Below are 17,702 nucleotides of genomic sequence, written 5' to 3' on the forward strand. Positions count from 1 at the left end.
AATCCGCTTCGGCGAGCTCCTCGTATTGGTTGCAGCCGTCGCGCTTTCTGCGGCGGCTTCAATCCCAGAGGAGCTATTCATGAACCGTAGATTCCATCGCCTTGCATCCCTCACCCTGGCTGTCACGATGGCCGCTGCAGCGGCCTCGGCCGTCGCGCAGGTCATGGTCGGCGGCGCGCCGATGTTCGCCACCAAGGACATCATCGACAACGCCGTCAACTCGAAGGACCACACCACCCTGGTTGCGGCCGTCAAGGCCGCCGGCCTGGTCGAGACCCTCAAGGGTCCGGGTCCGTTCACGGTGTTCGCGCCGACCAATACGGCATTCGCCGCCTTGCCCGCCGGCACGGTCGACACGCTGCTCAAGCCCGAGAACAAGGGCAAGCTCACGGCCGTCCTGACCTACCACGTGGTACCCGGCAGGCTGGACGCCGCCGCGCTCGGCGGGCAGATCATGGACGGCAAGGGCATGGCCACGCTCAAGACCGCCGCCGGCGGCACGCTGACGGCCAAGGCGAGCGGCGGCAAGATCATGGTCGGCGACGAGAACGGCGGCTGGGCCACCGTGAGCACGGCCGACGTGTACCAATCCAATGGCGTGATCCACGTCGTCGACAAGGTGCTGCTGCCCAAGTAAGGCAGCAGCACGCGGGAGCCTCGGTCAGGACGAGGACGCGAGGTCTTCCCGCACCCGCAGAAAGCGCGCGAACCTCGGCAGGCCGCCGGGGCTCGTGCCGTTGTAGCGGTAGTTCACCCAGCTGCCGACGGCCGGCGGCTCGTTGCGCTGGGTATCGCTGAAGCCGCTGCCGAGCCTGAAGCGCTTGCCCTCGGGCGTCTCGACCAGCAGCGCGCCCATTCGGCGCGCATGCTTGCCGCGGCCGGGAACATGCGCCAGCACGCGCGCATCCGCATCGTCGTAGGGCTTGAGCTTGAGCAGATCGCTGTTGCGTTCGGCACGGTAGAGCGAAGCTCCCCGGTGCAGCATCAAGCCCTCGCCGCCCATGCGCACCGTCTTGTCGAGCAGCGCCTGCAGCGACTCGTGCGTCGTCGCGCGCTGCTGCGGGACCGGCACCAGCCAGGGCGCATCCGTGATCGGCAGCAGTTTTCGCAAGACGGCGAGACGGGCCGTGAAGTCGCCGGGCTGGGCCGGCAGATCGAAGACCATGAAGTGCAGCTCGTGCCATGCCGCGTCGTTCGGCGTCTGGCTGCGCACCGTGGACACCGCCTGCGCGAAGCGGCCGCGGCCGGCCCACAGTTCGCCGTCCATCGGCGCGGCGGGCAGCGAGGCGGTGAACCAGGCCGGCGCGACGATGCGTTCGCCGCCGCGCGTCCAGAGCTGCTTGCCGTCCCAGTAGCCGCGCACGCCGTCGTACTTCTCGCTGACCCAATGGTCGTCGAGTGGCATGCCGCGGCGGTACACCTCGGCGAGCATCAGCGTCGGGGCCGCTGTGTCGCGCGCCAAGGCCCCGGACGGGGCCGACAAGGTGCATGTGGCGGCCACGGCGCCGAGCAGGAGCGCTCGGCGCGACAGCTCGGCAGGCGCCTGCAAGGCGCGGCCTGAATGAATGCGAAAACTCATGATCGACTCCCCGCCATGTTTTATTGACAAGCCGGGGGATTGTGAGAGGTGCTGCCGGCGGCTTGCGCCGGTTGGACCAGGCTCAGCCCGCGGCCGGCTCGGCGATGCCGCCGACGACGTGGCTGAAGCCGCCGTCGACATAGGTGATCTCGGCCGTCACGCCGCTGGCGAGATCGCTCATCAGGAAGGCGGCCACGTTGCCCACTTCCTCGATGGTCACGTTGCGGCGGATCGGCGACACCTCGGCCACCACCGAGAGGATCTTGCCGAAGCCCTTGATGCCGCTGGCCGCCAGCGTCTTGATCGGGCCGGCGCTGATGCCGTTCACGCGCATGCCCTTGGGGCCCAGCGACTCGGCGAGGTAGCGCACCGAGGCCTCGAGCGAGGCCTTGGCCAGGCCCATGGTGTTGTAGTTGGGCAGCACGCGCAGCGCGCCCAGGTAGGTCAGCGTGAGCAGCGCCGACTTGTCGTTGAGATAGGGCAGGGCCGCCTTGGCCATTGCCGGGAAGCTGTAGGCGCTGATGTCGTGCGCGACCTTGAAGGCGTCGCGCGACAGGCCGTCGAGAAAATCGCCCGCGATCGCTTCGCGTGGCGCGAAGCCGATGCTGTGGACGAAGCCGTCGAAGGTGGGCCAGGTCTGCGAGAGATCGGCGAAGAGCTTGGCGATCTGGGCATCGTCGCCCACGTCGCAGTCGAAGACGAGCTTCGAATCGAAATCGGCCGCAAACTCGGTGATGCGATCCTTGAAGCGCTCGCCGACGTAGCTGAACGCGAGTTCGGCGCCCTGTTGATGGCAGGCCTTGGCGATGCCGTAGGCGATGGAACGGTTGCTCAGCACGCCCGTGATCAGGAATTTTTTGCCGGAAAGAAAGCCCATAAAGCGACCTCGTGAAAATCTTGTGCAGAATTCTCGCATGCGAGCTTGGCTGCTTCTGGTGTTGGCGCTCTCGGCAGCCCCCTCGTGGGCGGCCCATGCGTACGCGCAGTTCGGGGACGTCAAGTACGCGCCGGGTTTCACGCATTTCAGCTATGTGAACCCGAATGCGCCCAAGGGCGGCGAGATCCGCATGGTGCCGCCGACGCGGCCCACCAACTTCGACAAGTTCAATCCGTTCACGCTCAAGGGCACGGCGCCATCAGGCCTCGGCAACCTGATGTTCGAGAGCCTCTTGACCGGCAACTCGGAGGAGCCGACCACGGCCTACGGCCTGCTGGCCGAGGACGTCGAGGTGGCGCCCGACAAGCGGTCCGTCACCTTCCGCCTTCATCCCAAAGCGCGTTTCAACGACGGTTCGCCGGTGCTCGCGGCCGATGTGGTGCACTCCTTCACCACGCTCACGGGGCCGCTGGCGGCACCCCAGTTCCGCACGATCTACGCCGAGGTGAAGAGCGCCACGGGCATCGGCGAGCGCACGGTGCGCTTCGACTTCGCAAGCCCCAATCCCGAGCTGCCGCTGGTCGTGGGCGGAATGGCGGTATTCAGCCGTGCCTGGGGCGCCGGCAAGCCTTTCGACCAGGTCACGACCGAGGTGCCGATTGCGTCGGGGCCGTACAAGATCGCCAACCCGCGCATGGGCCGCGACATCACCTACACGCGCGACCCGAACTATTGGGGGGCCGAGCTTCCGGTGCGCAAGGGCTTCTTCAACTTCGACCGCGTCACCTTCAAGATCTACCTGGACGACACCTCGCGCTTCGAAGGGCTGAAGGCGGGCGAGTTCGACTTCATGCGCGAGTTCACCTCACGCAACTGGGCGCGCCAGTACACGGGCAAGCAGTTCACGTCCGGCGAGATCCGAAAGCGTGCGTTCGAGAACCAGAACCCGGGCGACTTTCAGGGCTATGTGTTCAATGTCCGCAACCCGAAGTTCAAGGACATCCGCGTGCGGCAGGCCATCGGACTCGCCTTCGATTTCGAGTGGCTCAACAAGCAGCTCTTCTACGGCCTGTACAAGCGCGTGCAGGGCTACTACCCGAACAGCGAGTTCCATGCCGAGGGGCTCCCCAAGCCGGACGAACTGGCGCTGCTCGAGCCGCTGCGCAGCAAGCTGCGGCCCGAAGTCTTCGGGCCGGCCGTGATCTCGCCGAGTACCGCGCCACCCGGCAGCCTGCGCGAGAACCTGCGCCGCGCGCGCACGCTGCTGGCCGAGGCCGGCTGGACCTACCGCGACGGTGCCCTGCGCAACGACAAGAACGAGGTCTTCACCATCGAGTTTCTGAACGACCAGCCTTCGCTGATCCGCGTCGTGACGCCGTTGCAGACGGCCTTGCTGAAGCTCGGCATCCAGATGAGCTTTCGCACGGTGGACTTCTCCCTCTCGCAGCAGCGCATGGACAACTTCGACTTCGAGATGACCTCGGTGCGGCTGCCCGGAACCACGGCGCCGGGCGGCGAGCTGCTGGAATTCTTCGGCTCCAAGGCGGCCGCCACCCACGGCTCCTCGAACATCTGGGGCATCGCCGATCCCGCGGTCGATGCGCTGCTGCAGAAGGTGGTCGGCGCCACCACGCGGCCCGAATTGAGCGCCGCGATGCGTTCGCTCGACCGCGTGCTCTCGCACGGCTACTACTCGGTGCCGCAGTACTACGGCGACGCCTTCCTGATCGGCTACCGGCCCCGGCCCTTCGTGCTGCCGGATGTGATCCCGCCTTACTACCAAGCCGATGCCTGGGCCATGAGCACCTGGTGGGCATCGCCTGCCAACAAGTGAAGCCGTCATATGGCCAGCTACATCCTCAAACGCCTGCTGCTGATGGTGCCCACGCTCTTCGGCGTGCTGCTGCTGACCTTCGTCACGGTGCAGTTCGTGCCGGGCGGCCCGGTCGAGCAGATGGTGGCGCAGCTGCAGGGCCGCGACTCGGGCGGCGAACGCGCAGCCAGTTCCGGCGCGGGCTACCGCGGCCGCCAAGGTCTGGACGAAAAGCGCATCGAGGAGATCAAGAAGCTCTACGGCTTCGACAAACCGCCCGCCGAGCGTTTCTGGCTGATGCTCAAGTCCTTCGCGCGCTTCGATCTGGGCACCAGCTTCTACCAGCACAAGGATGTGTGGGAACTGGTCAAGGAGAAGCTGCCCGTCTCCATCAGTCTGGGTCTGTGGACCTTCTTCATCAGCTACCTCATCGCAGTCCCGCTCGGCGTGGCGAAGGCCGTGCGGGCCGGCTCGCGATTCGATTTCGTCACCACCTTGATCGTGCTGATCGGCTATGCCATTCCGGGCTTCGTGCTCGGCGTGGCGCTGCTGGTGGTCTTCGGCGGGCAGCTGCAGTGGTTCCCGCTGCGCGGCCTGACCTCGCCCAACTGGGACAGCCTGAGCTGGGGCGCCAAGGCGATCGACTACCTGTGGCACATCGCGCTGCCCGTGACGGCGATGGTGCTCGGCAGCTTTGCCGTGACAGCGATGCTGACCAAGAACTCCTTCCTCGAGGAAATCCGCAAGCAGTACGTGCTGACCGCGCGCGCCAAGGGCCTGGCCGAGCGCCAGGTGCTGTGGAAGCACGTGTTTCGCAATGCACTGATTCCGATCATCACCGGCTTCCCGGCCGCCTTCATCGGCGCTTTCTTCACCGGCTCGCTGCTGATCGAGACGCTGTTCTCGCTCGACGGGCTCGGCCTCCTGAGCTACGAGAGCGTGATCCGGCGCGACTACCCGGTCGTGCTCGGCACGCTCTATCTCTTCACGCTGATCGGGCTGGTGACCAAGCTGATTTCCGATCTCTGCTACGTCCTGGTCGATCCGAGGGTGAAGTTTGACTAACATCAGCCCCGTGACCATTTCGCCCGGCCGCCGGGCCTGGATGCGCTTCAAGCGCAACAAGCTCGGCTTCTGGAGCCTCGTGCTCTTCACCGTCCTGGTGGTGCTGAGCCTGTTCGCCGAACTGCTTTCGACCGACAAGCCGCTGGTGGTGCGCTACGAAGGGCAGACCTACTTCCCGGTGCTGCGCGACTACTCCGAAAAGACCTTCGGCGGCGACTTCGAGACGCCGGCCGACTACCTCGATCCCTTCATCCGCGAGCGCATCACACAAGGCGGCAACTGGGCGATTTACGCGCCCAACCCCTACGGCCCCAAGACGCTCAACTACTTCGCGAAATCGCCGAACCCGGCCGCGCCTTCCAGTGAAAACTTTTTCGGCAGCGACGATCGCGGCCGCGACCTGCTGGCCCAGCTGATCTACGGCTTCCGCGTGAGCGTGCTGTTCGCGCTGGCGCTGACCGTCATCGGCGTCGTGCTGGGCATCGTCACGGGCGCGATCCAGGGCTTCTTCGGCGGCAAGACCGACCTCGCGTTCCAGCGCTTCATCGAGATCTGGGGCTCGATGCCGGAGCTGTATCTGCTGATCATCTTCAGCGCCGTGTTCGCCCCCAGCGTCGCGCTGCTGCTGATCCTCCTGAGCCTGTTCGGCTGGATGGGCCTGTCGGACTACGTGCGCGCCGAGTTCCTGCGCAACCGGCAGATGGACTACGTGCGCGCCGCACGCGCGCTCGGCGTCGGCAATCTGCAGATCATGTGGCGCCACATCCTGCCCAACAGCATGGTGCCGGTCGTCACCTTCCTGCCGTTTCGCATGAGCGCGGCGATCCTGGCGCTCACCTCGCTCGACTTCCTGGGCCTCGGCGTGCCGCCGGGAACGCCCTCGCTCGGCGAACTGCTGAGCCAGGGCAAGGCCAACATCGATGCCTGGTGGATTTCGCTCTCCACCTTCGGCGTGCTGGTGCTCACGCTGATGCTGCTGACCTTCATGGGCGACGCGCTGCGCGATGCGCTCGATCCGCGGAAGGCCGAAAAATGAGCCGGCCACTTCTGGACGTCCGCGGATTGCGCGTCGCCTTCGGCGGCAAGGAGGTCGTGCACGGCATCGACTTCGCCATCGCTGAAGGCGAAAAGCTGGCGCTGGTCGGCGAATCGGGTTCGGGCAAGACCGTCACGGCGCTGAGCCTGCTGCGGCTGGTGCAGAACGCCGATATCTCGGGTGCCGCAAGCTTTGCCGGCGGGGAGGGCGGAGGTGCAACACGCGAGCTGCTGTCGCTGCCGGAAGCCCGGCTGCGCGGCATCCGTGGCAAGGAGATCGCGATGATCTTCCAGGAGCCGATGACCGCGCTCAACGCGCTCTACACCGTGGGCGACCAGATCGCCGAGGTACTCGAGCTGCACGAAGGCATGCCGGCGCGCGCCGCGCAGGAAGCCGCCGTGCAGTTGCTGGCCGACACCGGCATTCCGGAACCGGCGCGGCGGGCGAGGGCGTTTCCGCACCAGCTCTCGGGCGGCCAGCGCCAGCGCGCGATGATCGCGATGGCGCTGGCCTGCAAGCCGCGCCTGCTCCTGGCCGACGAGCCGACCACCGCACTCGATGTCACGGTGCGCGCGCAGATCCTCGAACTGCTGGCCGAGTTGCAGCGCAAGCACCACATGGCCGTGCTGCTGATCACGCACGACCTCAACCTGGTGCACCGCTTCGCCGACCGCGTGGCGGTCATGGAGGACGGCCACATCGTCGAGCAGGGCGCCGTTTCGACCGTGTTCGGCGCGCCGCAGCATGCCTACACCCGCAAGCTGATCGACAGCCGGCCGACGCGCGACGTGCCGCCCGTTCCCGCGGAGGCGAAGGGTGCGCCACCGGTGCTCGAAGCCAAGGCGCTGCGCGTCAGCTATCCGGTCTCGCGGCCCGGGGTGGCCGGCTGGTTCCGCAAGGGCGAGTTCGTGGCGGTGCAGGGCGCCGATTTCCGCATTGCGCAGGGCGAGACGCTGGGTGTCGTCGGCGAATCGGGCTCGGGCAAATCCACCCTTGCGCTCGCCGCGCTCGGTCTGCTCAAGTACGGCGGAAGCCTCGGCGTTGCCGGCCAGCGCTGGAATGCCGGCGGCGCGAGCGACCGCGCGCTGCGCCGCCAGATGCAGGTCGTGTTCCAGGATCCGTTCTCGTCGCTCTCGCCGCGCATGACGGTCGAACAGATCGTCGGCGAAGGCCTGACGGTGCACGCGCCAGGCCTCGACACCGCGGCCCGGCGTACGCGCGCACTGGCCGCGCTGGCCGACGTGGGCCTGAGCGAGGCGCAGTTCCCCTCGCTGCTCGACCGCTATCCGCACGAGTTCTCGGGCGGACAGCGCCAGCGTCTGGCGATCGCGCGGGCGCTGATCGTCGACCCGAAGCTGCTGGTGCTCGACGAGCCCACCAGCGCGCTCGATGTCACGATCCAGAAACAGGTGCTGGGTCTGCTGCAGCGACTGCAGCGTGAGCGCGGCTTGAGCTATCTGCTGATCACGCACGACGTCGAGGTGATCCGCGCGATGGCGCACCAGGTCATCGTGATGAAGGACGGTGCGATCCTCGAATCGGGCGGCGTCGAGCGCGTGCTCGATGCACCCGAACATCCCTACACGCAGAAGCTGGTCGCTGCAGCGCTGGCAGATTAGAGAAAGACGGAGAGCACGAAATGTCGGCGATCGGAAGCGACCGGCGCGGCGCCTGGCGCGCAGCGCTCGCCTGCATGGTGAGCCTGGCGGTGGCGATGGGGCTGGGCCGCTTCGCCTTCACGCCCATGCTGCCGATCATGCTGCACGAGGGCAAGCTGGATCTGCAGGCGGGTGGGGTGCTGGCTTCGCTCAACTACCTCGGCTACTTCGTCGGCGCGCTGTCCTGCGCGGCGATCCGGCTCAAGCCGGCCACGATGGTCCGCGGAGCGCTGGTCGCCACCGCGGCGCTGCTGCTCGGCATGGGCCTGTGGGACAACTTCAGCGCCTGGGGCGTGCTGCGGACGGCGGCCGGCGTCATGAGCGCCTGGACCTTCGTCTTCGCCTCCGGCTGGGGCCTGCGGAGGCTGGCGGAAACAGGCGCCCCGACGCTGCAGGGCGTGATCTACGCCGGGCCGGGCGTCGGCATTGCGGTCACCGGTCTGGTGGGCGGCGCAGTGGGGCGCTGGGGCTCGGAGGCCGGCTGGATTGGCTTGGGCCTGCTGTCGCTGGTCCTGATCGCCGTGATCTGGCGCATCTTCAGCGACGGCGAAAGCGCGCACGCAGCGTCGCCGGCCGCCACCGCCGCGGCACCGAGTGAGGCTGAATCGGCCGCCGCGCGCAACGATGCGCGCTGGCTGGTCGGGCTCTACGGCCTGGCGGGCTTCGGTTACATCATCACGGCGACCTTCCTCCCGGTGATCGCGCGCCAGGCCTTGCCGGGCTCGCCCTGGCCCGATTTTTTCTGGCCCCTGTTCGGCCTGGCGATCGTTCCGGGCGCCCTGATCGGTGCGCGGGCGCCGGTCCACTGGGACAACCGGCTGCTGCTGGCGATCGCCTATGCGCTGCAGGCGCTGGGCGTCGTGCTTTCCGTAGCCTGGCCCACCATCATCGGCTTCACCCTGGGCAGCCTGCTGCTGGGCATGCCTTTCACCACCATCACCCTGTTCGCGATGCGGGATGCGCGGCGGCTGCGCGGCAACGCCGCGGCCGGGCTGATCGGCTATGCAACGGCTTCCTACGGCGTCGGCCAGATCCTCGGGCCGCTGTTTGCGGCGCCGCTGGCGCAGCGCACCGGCTCGTTCACGGTGCCGCTTTTGGTGGCTGCGGCGGTGCTGGCGTTCGGTGCCTTGCTTTTTGCGCTGGTCTGGTGGCGGTCGCAGCGGCCGGAAGGCGCTTTGACCACCTAGAAACCGACGTTCTTACACGTGTTTGGCATATAATTCGAGGCTCACGACCAAACGGGCGGGTACTCACCGCCCGTTTTTTATTGGTCGAAGCATTTCTCGATGCCGCAGGCGGGCAAGCAGGCAGGCGGGGGGCGGCATCGGGGGGCACACCAGAAGGCGCATACAGACACGTGGCATTGCAGCAGACAGTGGAACAAACCGTGGCCGGGCTCGGCTACGACCTGGTCGAGATCGAACGCTCGGCCGGAGGACTGCTGCGCGTGACGATTGATTTGCCCTGGAGTGGCCCCATTTCTGAGACTGCAGCTGCAGCCGGTGCGCCGGAGCCTTTCGTCACCGTCGAAGACTGCGAGAAGGTCACCCGCCAGCTGCAGTTCGCGCTCGAGGTGGACGGCGTCGACTACAAGCGGCTCGAGGTGTCCTCGCCGGGTATTGACCGACCGCTGCGCAATGAGCAGGATTTCGAACGTTTCGCAGGCGAGGTGATCGACATCACGCTGAAGGCGCCCATGGGCGCGGCGGCGGCCGGCCAGGTGGCGGCCAACCGCAAGAAGTTTCGCGGCACGCTGGAGCGGGTCGCAGGGGCCGATGGCGCGCAGGGGTGGCAGATCGTCTGGAGCGATGCACCTGAGCCGAAGCCCGGTCAGAAGATCAGCAAGAAGCGCGCGCCTGCACCCCTGCAGGCGCTGGGTTTTGCATTGGACGAGCTGCGCGAGGCGCGGCTTGCGCCGATAGTGGATTTCAAGGGGCGCAGGCCCAAACCCGACACGACGGTGTCGGAATGAACAAGGAGAGTGGTGGCATGAATCGCGAAATGTTGATGTTGGTGGATGCGATCTCGCGCGAGAAGAACGTCGAACGCGACGTCGTTTTCGGCGCGGTCGAGTCTGCCCTGGCGCAAGCCACCAAGAAGCTCTACCAGGGCGACGTGGACATCCGCGTCGCGGTCGATCGCGACAGCGGCGACTATGAGACCTTCCGCCGCTGGCACGTGGTGCCCGATGAGGCCGGCCTGCAGCTGCCCGACCAGGAAATCCTGCTGTTCGAAGCCAAGGAAGAGATGCCCGACATCGAGGTCGACGAGTACATCGAGGAATCGGTGGAATCGGTGCCGATCGGCCGCATCGGCGCGATGGCGGCCAAGCAGGTGATCCTGCAGAAGATCCGCGACGCCGAGCGCGAAATGCTGCTCAACGACTTCATGTCGCGCGGCGAGAAGATCTTCACCGGCACCGTCAAGCGGCTGGACAAGGGCGACATCATCGTCGAGGCCGGCCGCGTCGAAGGGCGGCTGCGCCGCAGCGAGATGATCGCCAAGGAAAACCTGCGCAACGGCGACCGGGTGCGGGCCATGATCATGGAGGTCGACCTCACGCTGCGCGGCGCGCCGATCATCCTGTCGCGCGCGGCGCCCGAGTTCATGATCGAGCTGTTCCGCCAGGAAGTGCCCGAGATCGAGCAAGGCCTGCTCGAGATCAAGAGCTGCGCCCGCGACCCCGGTTCGCGCGCCAAGATCGCCGTGCTCTCGCACGACAAGCGGGTCGACCCCATCGGCACCTGCGTCGGCGTGCGCGGCACGCGCGTCAACGCGGTCACCAACGAGCTTGCCGGCGAACGCGTCGACATCGTGCTGTGGAGCGAAGACCCGGCCCAGTTCGTGATCGGCGCGCTCGCGCCGGCCAACGTGTCGTCGATCGTGGTCGACGAGGAAAAGCATGCGATGGACGTGGTGGTCGACGAGGAAAACCTCGCGATCGCGATCGGCCGCGGCGGCCAGAACGTGAGGCTTGCCTCCGACCTGACCGGCTGGAAGATCAACATCATGGACGCCAACGAGTCGGCCCAGAAGCAGGCGAGCGAAACCGACGCCAGCCGCAAGCTCTTCATGGAGAAGCTCGACGTCGACGAGGAAATCGCCGACATCCTGATTTCCGAGGGCTTCACCAGCCTGGAAGAAGTGGCCTACGTGCCGATTTCCGAGCTGCTCGAGATCGAGAGCTTCGACGAGGACACGATCAACGAACTGCGCTCGCGCGCCAAGGATGCGCTCCTCACGATGGAAATCGCCAGGGAAGAGAACGTCGAGAGCGTCTCGCAGAATTTGCGCGACCTCGAAGGACTCGATCCTGAACTCATTCCGAAACTGGCCGAGGCGGGTGTGCACACCCGCGACGACCTGGCCGACCTTGCGGTCGATGAACTCACCGAGATCACCGGCCAGAGCGCCGATGACGCCAAGCACCTCATCTTGAAAGCCCGCGAACACTGGTTCGCAGGCCAAGAGTGACGGTCATGGAGGCACGAAACCAATATGTCCAGTACCACTGTCGCCGAGTTCGCGAACGAGCTCAAGAAGACTCCCGAAATCCTGCTTGACCAGCTCAAGAGCGCGGGGGTGGCCAAGGCCGCCCCGACCGACGCGCTCACCGAGGCCGACAAGCAGCGCCTGCTCGGCTTCCTGAAGGCCAGCCACGGCACGGTCGAGCCCGAGCGCAAGAAGATCACGCTGACCAAGAAGTCGACCAGCGAGATCAAGCAGGCCGACGCCACCGGCCGCGCGCGCACGATCCAGGTCGAGGTGCGCAAGAAGCGCACCTTCATCCAGCGCGACGAGGGCCACCCGGCCACGCCCGAGCCGGCGCAGCAGCCGGCCGAGGCGCCGGCCGCCGCCGCGCCCGCCGCGCCGCGCATCGACGAAGCCGAACTCGCACGCCGCGAGGAAGAAGCGCGCCGCCAGGCCGAACTGATCCGCCGCCAGGAAGAAGAACTGGTCGAGAAGCGTCGCCTGCGCGAGGAAACCGAAGCGCGCGAACGCGAAAAGATCGAGCGCGCCGAACAGGCCGAGCAGGAAGCCAAGGCTGCCCGCAGCAAGAAGGCCGCGGAGAAGCCCGCCACCGTGACCGAAGGTGCGCCCGAAGCGCCCGAGGAAGCACCGGCGGTGAGCAACCGCAAGGCCGCTGCCGAGGCTGCCGCCGCCCAGGTCAAGGAAGACGCCAAGGCCAAGGCGGCCGCCGAATCGAAGGCCCGTGCCGACGAGGAAGCCGTGCGCGCCAAGGATCTCGACGAGCGCCGCCGCAAGGCCCTGGCCGAGGCGGAAGCCATCCGCGCCATGATGAATGCACCGGCGCGCGTGCTGGTGCCGCACAAGGCACCCGAGAAGCCTGCGCCTGAAGCCAAGGCCGCGGTCAAGGGAACGCTGCACAAGCCGGCCACGCCCGCCGCCCGCACGGCGGCGCCGGCTGCGCCCGGCACGACGGCACCCGGCGCCGCCGGCGCCGGCAAGGAAGTCAAGTCGGCCAAGCTCTCGTCGAGCTGGGCCGGCGACACGGCCAAGAAGAAGGAAATCAAGACCCGCGGCGATGCCAGCGGCGGTGTCGGCCGCGGCAACTGGCGCGGAGGCCCGCGCGGGCGCCGCGGCAACGACCGCGGAGGCCAGGAAGAACGCGTGCAGGCCGCGCCGGTGGAGGCGCGCGTGCTCGAAGTGCACGTGCCCGAAACCATCACGGTCTCGGAACTCGCGCACAAGATGGCCGTCAAGGCGTCGGAAGTCATCAAGCAACTGATGAAGCTCGGCCAGATGGCGACCATCAACCAGTCGCTGGACCAGGACACCGCGATGATCATCGTGGAGGACATGGGCCATACCGCGGTGGTCGCCGCGCTGGACGATCCGGAAGCCTTCACCGACGAGGACGTGTCTGCGCAGAACGCCGAAGCGCTGCCGCGCGCACCGGTCGTGACCGTCATGGGCCACGTCGACCATGGCAAGACCTCGCTGCTCGACTACATCCGCCGCGCCAAGGTCGCCGCGGGGGAAGCCGGCGGCATCACGCAGCACATCGGCGCCTACCACGTCCAGACGGAGCGTGGCATGGTGTCCTTCCTCGACACCCCGGGCCACGAGGCCTTCACCGCCATGCGTGCCCGCGGTGCGCAGGCCACCGACATCGTGATCCTGGTGGTGGCGGCGGACGACGGCGTCATGCCCCAGACCAAGGAAGCCATCAAGCACGCGAAAGCGGCGGGTGTGCCGATCGTGGTCGCGATCAACAAGATCGACAAGGCCGATGCCAACCTCGAGCGCGTCAAGCAGGAGCTGGTGGCCGAGGAAGTGGTGCCCGAAGAGTACGGCGGCGATACGCCCTTCGTCCCGGTCTCCGCCAAGACCGGGCAGGGCGTCGACAACCTGCTCGAACAGGTGCTGCTGCAGGCCGAAGTGCTGGAACTCAAGGCGCCGGTGGATGCCGCGGCCAAGGGCCTGGTCATCGAAGCGCAGCTCGACAAGGGCCGCGGCCCGGTTGCCACCGTGCTGGTGCAGTCCGGCACGCTCAAGACCGGCGACGTGGTGCTGGCCGGCTCGACCTTCGGCCGCGTGCGCGCCATGCTCGACGAGGACGGCAAGACCATCAAGACGGCCGGCCCCTCGATCCCGGTCGAGATCCAGGGTCTGACCGAAGTGCCGCAGGCCGGCGACGAGTTCATGGTGATGGGCGATGAGCGCCGCGCGCGCGAGATCGCGACCTACCGCGCGGGCAAGTTCCGCAACACCAAGCTGGCCAAGCAGCAGGCTGCCAAGTTCGAGAACATGTTCTCGGACCTGAGCGCCGGCGAAGTCAAGATGGTGCCGATCATCATCAAGGCCGACGTGCAGGGTTCGCAGGAAGCGCTCGCGCAGTCCCTGCTCAAGCTCTCGAACGACGAGGTCAAGGTGCAGGTCGTGTACGCCGCGGTGGGCGGCATCAGCGAGTCGGACATCAACCTCGCGATCGCCTCCAAGGCCATGGTCATCGGCTTCAACGTGCGCGCCGATGCCGGTGCGCGCAAGCTGGCCGAAGGCAACAACGTCGGCATCAGCTACTACAGCATCATCTATGACGCTGTCGACGAGCTGAAGACGGCGATGGCCGGCATGCTGGCACCGGAGCGGCGCGAAGAGGTCATCGGCTCGGCCGAGATCCGCACCGTCTTCGTGGCGTCCAAGATCGGTACGGTCGCGGGCTGTATGGTCACTGCGGGTTCGGTCAACCGCAGCGCGCATTTCCGCCTGCTGCGCGACAACGTGGTCGTCTACACCGGCGAGATCGACTCGATCAAGCGCCTGAAGGACGACGTGCGCGAAGTGCGCGAAGGCTTCGAGTGCGGTATCAAGCTCAAGAACTACAACGACATCAAGGAAGGTGATCAGCTGGAGTTCTTCGAGATCAAGGAAATCGCCCGGACGCTGTAAGCGCCCGATGCGACCCTGGCCATGCCCAAGAGAAAAGCCGCTGCCCCCAACCGCGCCTTCAAGGTCGCCGATCAGATCCAGCGCGATCTGACGGAGTTGATCGCGCGCGAGTTGAAGGATCCGCGGGTGGGCATGGTCACGATCCAGGCGGTCGAGGTCACGCCCGACTACGCGCATGCGAAGGTCTTCTTCAGCCTGCTCGTCGGCGACCCGGTGGAAACCACCGAAGCGCTGAACCAGGCCGCGGGCTTCCTGCGCAACGGCCTCTTCAAGCGCCTGCACATCCACACCGTGCCCACGCTGCATTTCCAGTTCGACCGCACGACCGAGCGCGCCGCCGACATGAATGCGCTGATTGCGCAGGCCGTCGCTTCACGTTCCAAAGACGACTGAAGATGAACGCGCCACGCACACGGGTGCAGAGGCGCCCTGTGCACGGGGTGCTGCTGCTCGACAAGCCGCTGGGTCTTTCCAGCAACCAGGCGTTGCAGAAGGCCAAGTGGCTGCTGCGCGCCGAAAAGGCAGGCCACACGGGCACCCTCGATCCGCTCGCGAGCGGCGTGCTGCCGCTGTGCTTCGGCGCGGCGACCAAGTTCAGCCAGCTGCATCTCGATGCCGACAAGACCTATGAGGCGACCGCGCGGCTCGGCATCAAGACCTCCACGGGCGATGCCGAAGGCGGGGTGATCGCCGAGCGTCCCGTGGCCGTGACGGCCGAGGACCTGGTGCGCGTCGAAGCGCAATTCACCGGTCCGATCCGCCAGGTGCCGCCGATGCACAGCGCGCTCAAGAAGGACGGCAAGGCGCTCTACGAATACGCACGCGACGGCATCGAGGTCGAGCGCGCCGCACGCGACGTGACGATCCACAAGCTGGCGCTCGGCCGCGTGGAAGACGACCAGATCCGCATCCTCGCAACCGTGAGCAAGGGCACCTACATCCGCACGCTCGGCGAAGACATCGGCGAAGCGCTCGGTTGCGGCGCCCATCTCACCGCCTTGCGCCGCATCGCCACCGGCGGCTTCGACGTCTCGCAATGCGTGACGCTGGAAGCGCTGGAAGCCATGGGCGAGGAAGAGCGCCTGGCGCGGCTGCTGCCGACCGAAGCCCTGGTGGCCGGCCACACGAGCGTCACGCTCGGCGCCGAAGATGCGGCACGCTTTCTTTCGGGCCTGCGCCGTCGCGGCGACTGGCCCGACGCAGCGGAGGTCGCCGTCTTCGGGCCCGCGCCGTCGCACACCCCCGTTCGCCCTGAGCTTGTCGAAGGGCCGGCGCAGGCTTCGACAAGCTCAGCGCGAACGGATGAAAGAGCATTCCTCGGCACGGCGCACGTCACGGCCGGCGAACTGATCCCGGGGCGCTTGCTGAACCCCATCGAAATCCAGCAGACACTTTTGACCGAAGCGACACCATGAGCACCAACCAGATTCGCAACATCGCCATCATCGCCCACGTGGACCATGGCAAGACCACCATGGTCGACCAACTGCTGCGCCAGTCCGGCACCTTCGCCGAACACGAGAAAGTGGTCGACACCGTGATGGACAACAACGCCATCGAAAAGGAGCGTGGCATCACGATCCTGGCCAAGAACTGCGCCGTGACCTGGAAGGGCACGCACATCAACATCGTCGACACCCCCGGCCACGCCGACTTCGGCGGCGAGGTGGAGCGTGCGCTCAGCATGGTGGATGGCGTGGTGCTGCTGATCGACGCCCAGGAAGGCCCCATGCCCCAGACCCGCTTCGTGACCAAGAAGGCCCTGGCCCTGGGTCTGAAGCCCATCCTGGTGGTGAACAAGGTCGACAAGCCCGGCGCGCGCCCCGACTATGTGGTCAACGCCGCCTTCGACCTGTTCGACAAGCTCGGCGCGACGGATGAACAGCTCGATTTCCCCGTGGTCTACGCCTCGGGCATCAACGGCTGGTCGTCGCTGGAAGAGGGCGAACACGGCGAGCAGTGGGGCCCCGACATGTCGGCCCTGTTCGACACCATCCTCAAGCACGTGCCGGCCCATGCGGGAGATCCCGCCGCGCCGCTGCAGCTGCAGATCTCCGCGCTCGACTTCTCGACCTTCGTGGGCCGCATCGGCGTCGGTCGCATCAACGCCGGCACCATCAAGCCCATGATGGACGTGGTCGTGATGGAAGGTCCGGACGGCAAGTCCGTCAAAGGCCGCGTCAACCAGGTGCTGACTTTCCAGGGCCTGGAACGCGTGCAGGCCACCGAAGCCGGCCCGGGCGAGATCGTGCTGATCAACGGCATTGCCGACATCGGCATCGGCGTGACCGTTACCGACCCGGTGAATCCGGCGCCGCTGCCCATGCTCAGGGTCGACGAGCCGACGCTGACGATGAACTTCTGCGTCAACACCAGCCCGCTGGCCGGCCGCGAAGGCAAGTTCGTCACCAGCCGCCAGATCTGGGACCGCCTGCAGAAGGAGCTGCAGCACAACGTGGCGCTGCGCGTCAAGGAAACCGACGAGGAGGGCATCTTCGAAGTGATGGGCCGCGGCGAACTCCACCTGACCATCCTGCTGGAAAACATGCGCCGCGAAGGCTACGAACTGGCTGTGTCCAAGCCGCGCGTGGTGTTCCGCGACGTCGATGGCGTCAAGCACGAGCCGATCGAACTGGTGACCGCCGACATCGAAGACCAGCACCAGGGCGGCGTGATGCAGGCGCTGGGCGAGCGCAAGGGCGAGCTGGTCAACATGGAGCCGGACGGCCGCGGCCGCGTGCGCCTGGAGTACCGCATTCCGGCGCGGGGCCTGATCGGCTTCACCAACGAGTTCCTGAACCTGACGCGCGGCTCGGGCCTGATCTCCAACATCTTCGACAGCTACGAGGCGCACAAGGGCGACATCGGCAGCCGCAAGAACGGCGTGCTGATTTCCATGGACGACGGCGAGATCTTCACCTACGCGCTGGGCAAGCTGGACGATCGCGGCCGCATGTTCGTGCGGGCGAACGACCCGGTTTACGAAGGCATGATCGTCGGCATCCACAGCCGCGACAACGACCTGGTGGTCAATGCCACGCGCACCAAGCAGCTCACCAACTTCCGCGTCTCGGGCAAGGAAGACGCGATCAAGATCACGCCGCCGATCGACCTCACGCTCGAATACGGCGTGGAATTCATCGAGGACGACGAACTGGTCGAGATCACGCCCAAGAGCGTGCGCCTGCGCAAGCGCTTCCTGAAGGAACATGAGCGCAAGCGCGCCAGCCGCGACACAGTCTAGAGCCGCGCTGTCTCAC

The 17,702-nt window shown here is 66.7% G+C and carries 14 protein-coding genes; 12 read left to right on the forward strand and 2 right to left on the reverse strand.

The features are described 5' to 3' along the window. The first annotated feature begins 79 nt into the window (after positions 1-79). The gene (locus ACSQ86_RS13245) at positions 80-637 is read left to right on the forward strand and encodes a fasciclin domain-containing protein (protein ID WP_093107565.1); all 558 of its coding nucleotides are present in this window, start codon (positions 80-82) and stop codon (positions 635-637) included. Between the two features lie 24 nt (positions 638-661). Here ACSQ86_RS13245 and ACSQ86_RS13250 read toward each other — a convergent pair whose 3' ends face one another. Together ACSQ86_RS13250 and fabI are read right to left on the reverse strand one after the other, a co-directional pair. After that, positions 662-1,579, reverse strand: a complete 918-nt coding sequence (locus ACSQ86_RS13250; RefSeq protein WP_436308935.1) for a DNA ligase — start codon at positions 1,577-1,579, stop codon at positions 662-664. 82 nt (positions 1,580-1,661) lie between these two features. After that, entirely contained in the window at positions 1,662-2,456 is a 795-nt protein-coding gene (fabI, locus tag ACSQ86_RS13255; protein WP_093107561.1) for an enoyl-ACP reductase FabI, read from the reverse strand. 37 nt (positions 2,457-2,493) lie between these two features. Between fabI and ACSQ86_RS13260 the strand changes: the two genes are divergently transcribed. The 11 genes from ACSQ86_RS13260 (at position 2,494) to typA (ending at position 17,686) form a co-directional block, all read left to right on the forward strand. Continuing rightward, complete coding sequence (locus ACSQ86_RS13260) at positions 2,494-4,290, forward strand: extracellular solute-binding protein (protein ID WP_436303937.1); 1,797 nt, start codon at positions 2,494-2,496, stop codon at positions 4,288-4,290. A gap of 9 nt (positions 4,291-4,299) precedes the next feature. Then, on the forward strand, positions 4,300-5,334 hold the full coding sequence (locus tag ACSQ86_RS13265) for a microcin C ABC transporter permease YejB (protein WP_093107557.1): 1,035 nt from the start codon (positions 4,300-4,302) through the stop codon (positions 5,332-5,334). Between the two features lies 1 nt (position 5,335). Further along, positions 5,336-6,370: an ABC transporter permease gene (locus ACSQ86_RS13270; RefSeq protein ID WP_436310265.1), complete on the forward strand. Its 1,035-nt coding sequence runs from the start codon at positions 5,336-5,338 to the stop codon at positions 6,368-6,370. Beyond that, entirely contained in the window at positions 6,367-7,989 is a 1,623-nt protein-coding gene (locus ACSQ86_RS13275) for an ABC transporter ATP-binding protein (protein ID WP_436303938.1), read from the forward strand. Before ACSQ86_RS13270 ends, ACSQ86_RS13275 begins: the two co-directional genes overlap by 4 nt. Positions 7,990-8,009: 20 nt before the next feature. Continuing rightward, positions 8,010-9,215, forward strand: coding sequence for a YbfB/YjiJ family MFS transporter (locus ACSQ86_RS13280; protein ID WP_436308936.1), 1,206 nt, complete (start codon positions 8,010-8,012; stop codon positions 9,213-9,215). A 170-nt stretch (positions 9,216-9,385) separates the two neighbouring features. Next, the gene (gene rimP, locus ACSQ86_RS13285; RefSeq protein ID WP_436303940.1) at positions 9,386-10,000 is read left to right on the forward strand and encodes a ribosome maturation factor RimP; all 615 of its coding nucleotides are present in this window, start codon (positions 9,386-9,388) and stop codon (positions 9,998-10,000) included. A 17-nt stretch (positions 10,001-10,017) separates the two neighbouring features. Further along, positions 10,018-11,502, forward strand: coding sequence for a transcription termination factor NusA (gene nusA, locus ACSQ86_RS13290; RefSeq protein ID WP_093107547.1), 1,485 nt, complete (start codon positions 10,018-10,020; stop codon positions 11,500-11,502). A gap of 24 nt (positions 11,503-11,526) precedes the next feature. Further along, on the forward strand, positions 11,527-14,442 hold the full coding sequence (gene infB, locus ACSQ86_RS13295) for a translation initiation factor IF-2 (RefSeq protein ID WP_093107545.1): 2,916 nt from the start codon (positions 11,527-11,529) through the stop codon (positions 14,440-14,442). Positions 14,443-14,463: 21 nt separating this feature from the next. Then, positions 14,464-14,835, forward strand: a complete 372-nt coding sequence (gene rbfA, locus ACSQ86_RS13300) for a 30S ribosome-binding factor RbfA (protein ID WP_093107543.1) — start codon at positions 14,464-14,466, stop codon at positions 14,833-14,835. Positions 14,836-14,837: 2 nt separating this feature from the next. Next, positions 14,838-15,857, forward strand: coding sequence for a tRNA pseudouridine(55) synthase TruB (gene truB, locus ACSQ86_RS13305; RefSeq protein WP_436303941.1), 1,020 nt, complete (start codon positions 14,838-14,840; stop codon positions 15,855-15,857). Beyond that, positions 15,854-17,686 carry a translational GTPase TypA gene (typA, locus tag ACSQ86_RS13310; protein ID WP_093107539.1) on the forward strand — a complete coding sequence of 611 codons (1,833 nt, stop codon included), beginning with the start codon at positions 15,854-15,856 and terminating at the stop codon, positions 17,684-17,686. Before truB ends, typA begins: the two co-directional genes overlap by 4 nt. The last annotated feature ends 16 nt before the right edge of the window (positions 17,687-17,702 follow it).

It is taken from the genome of Variovorax sp. LjRoot130 (genome assembly GCF_964253755.1).
GTDB lineage: Bacteria > Pseudomonadota > Gammaproteobacteria > Burkholderiales > Burkholderiaceae_C > Variovorax.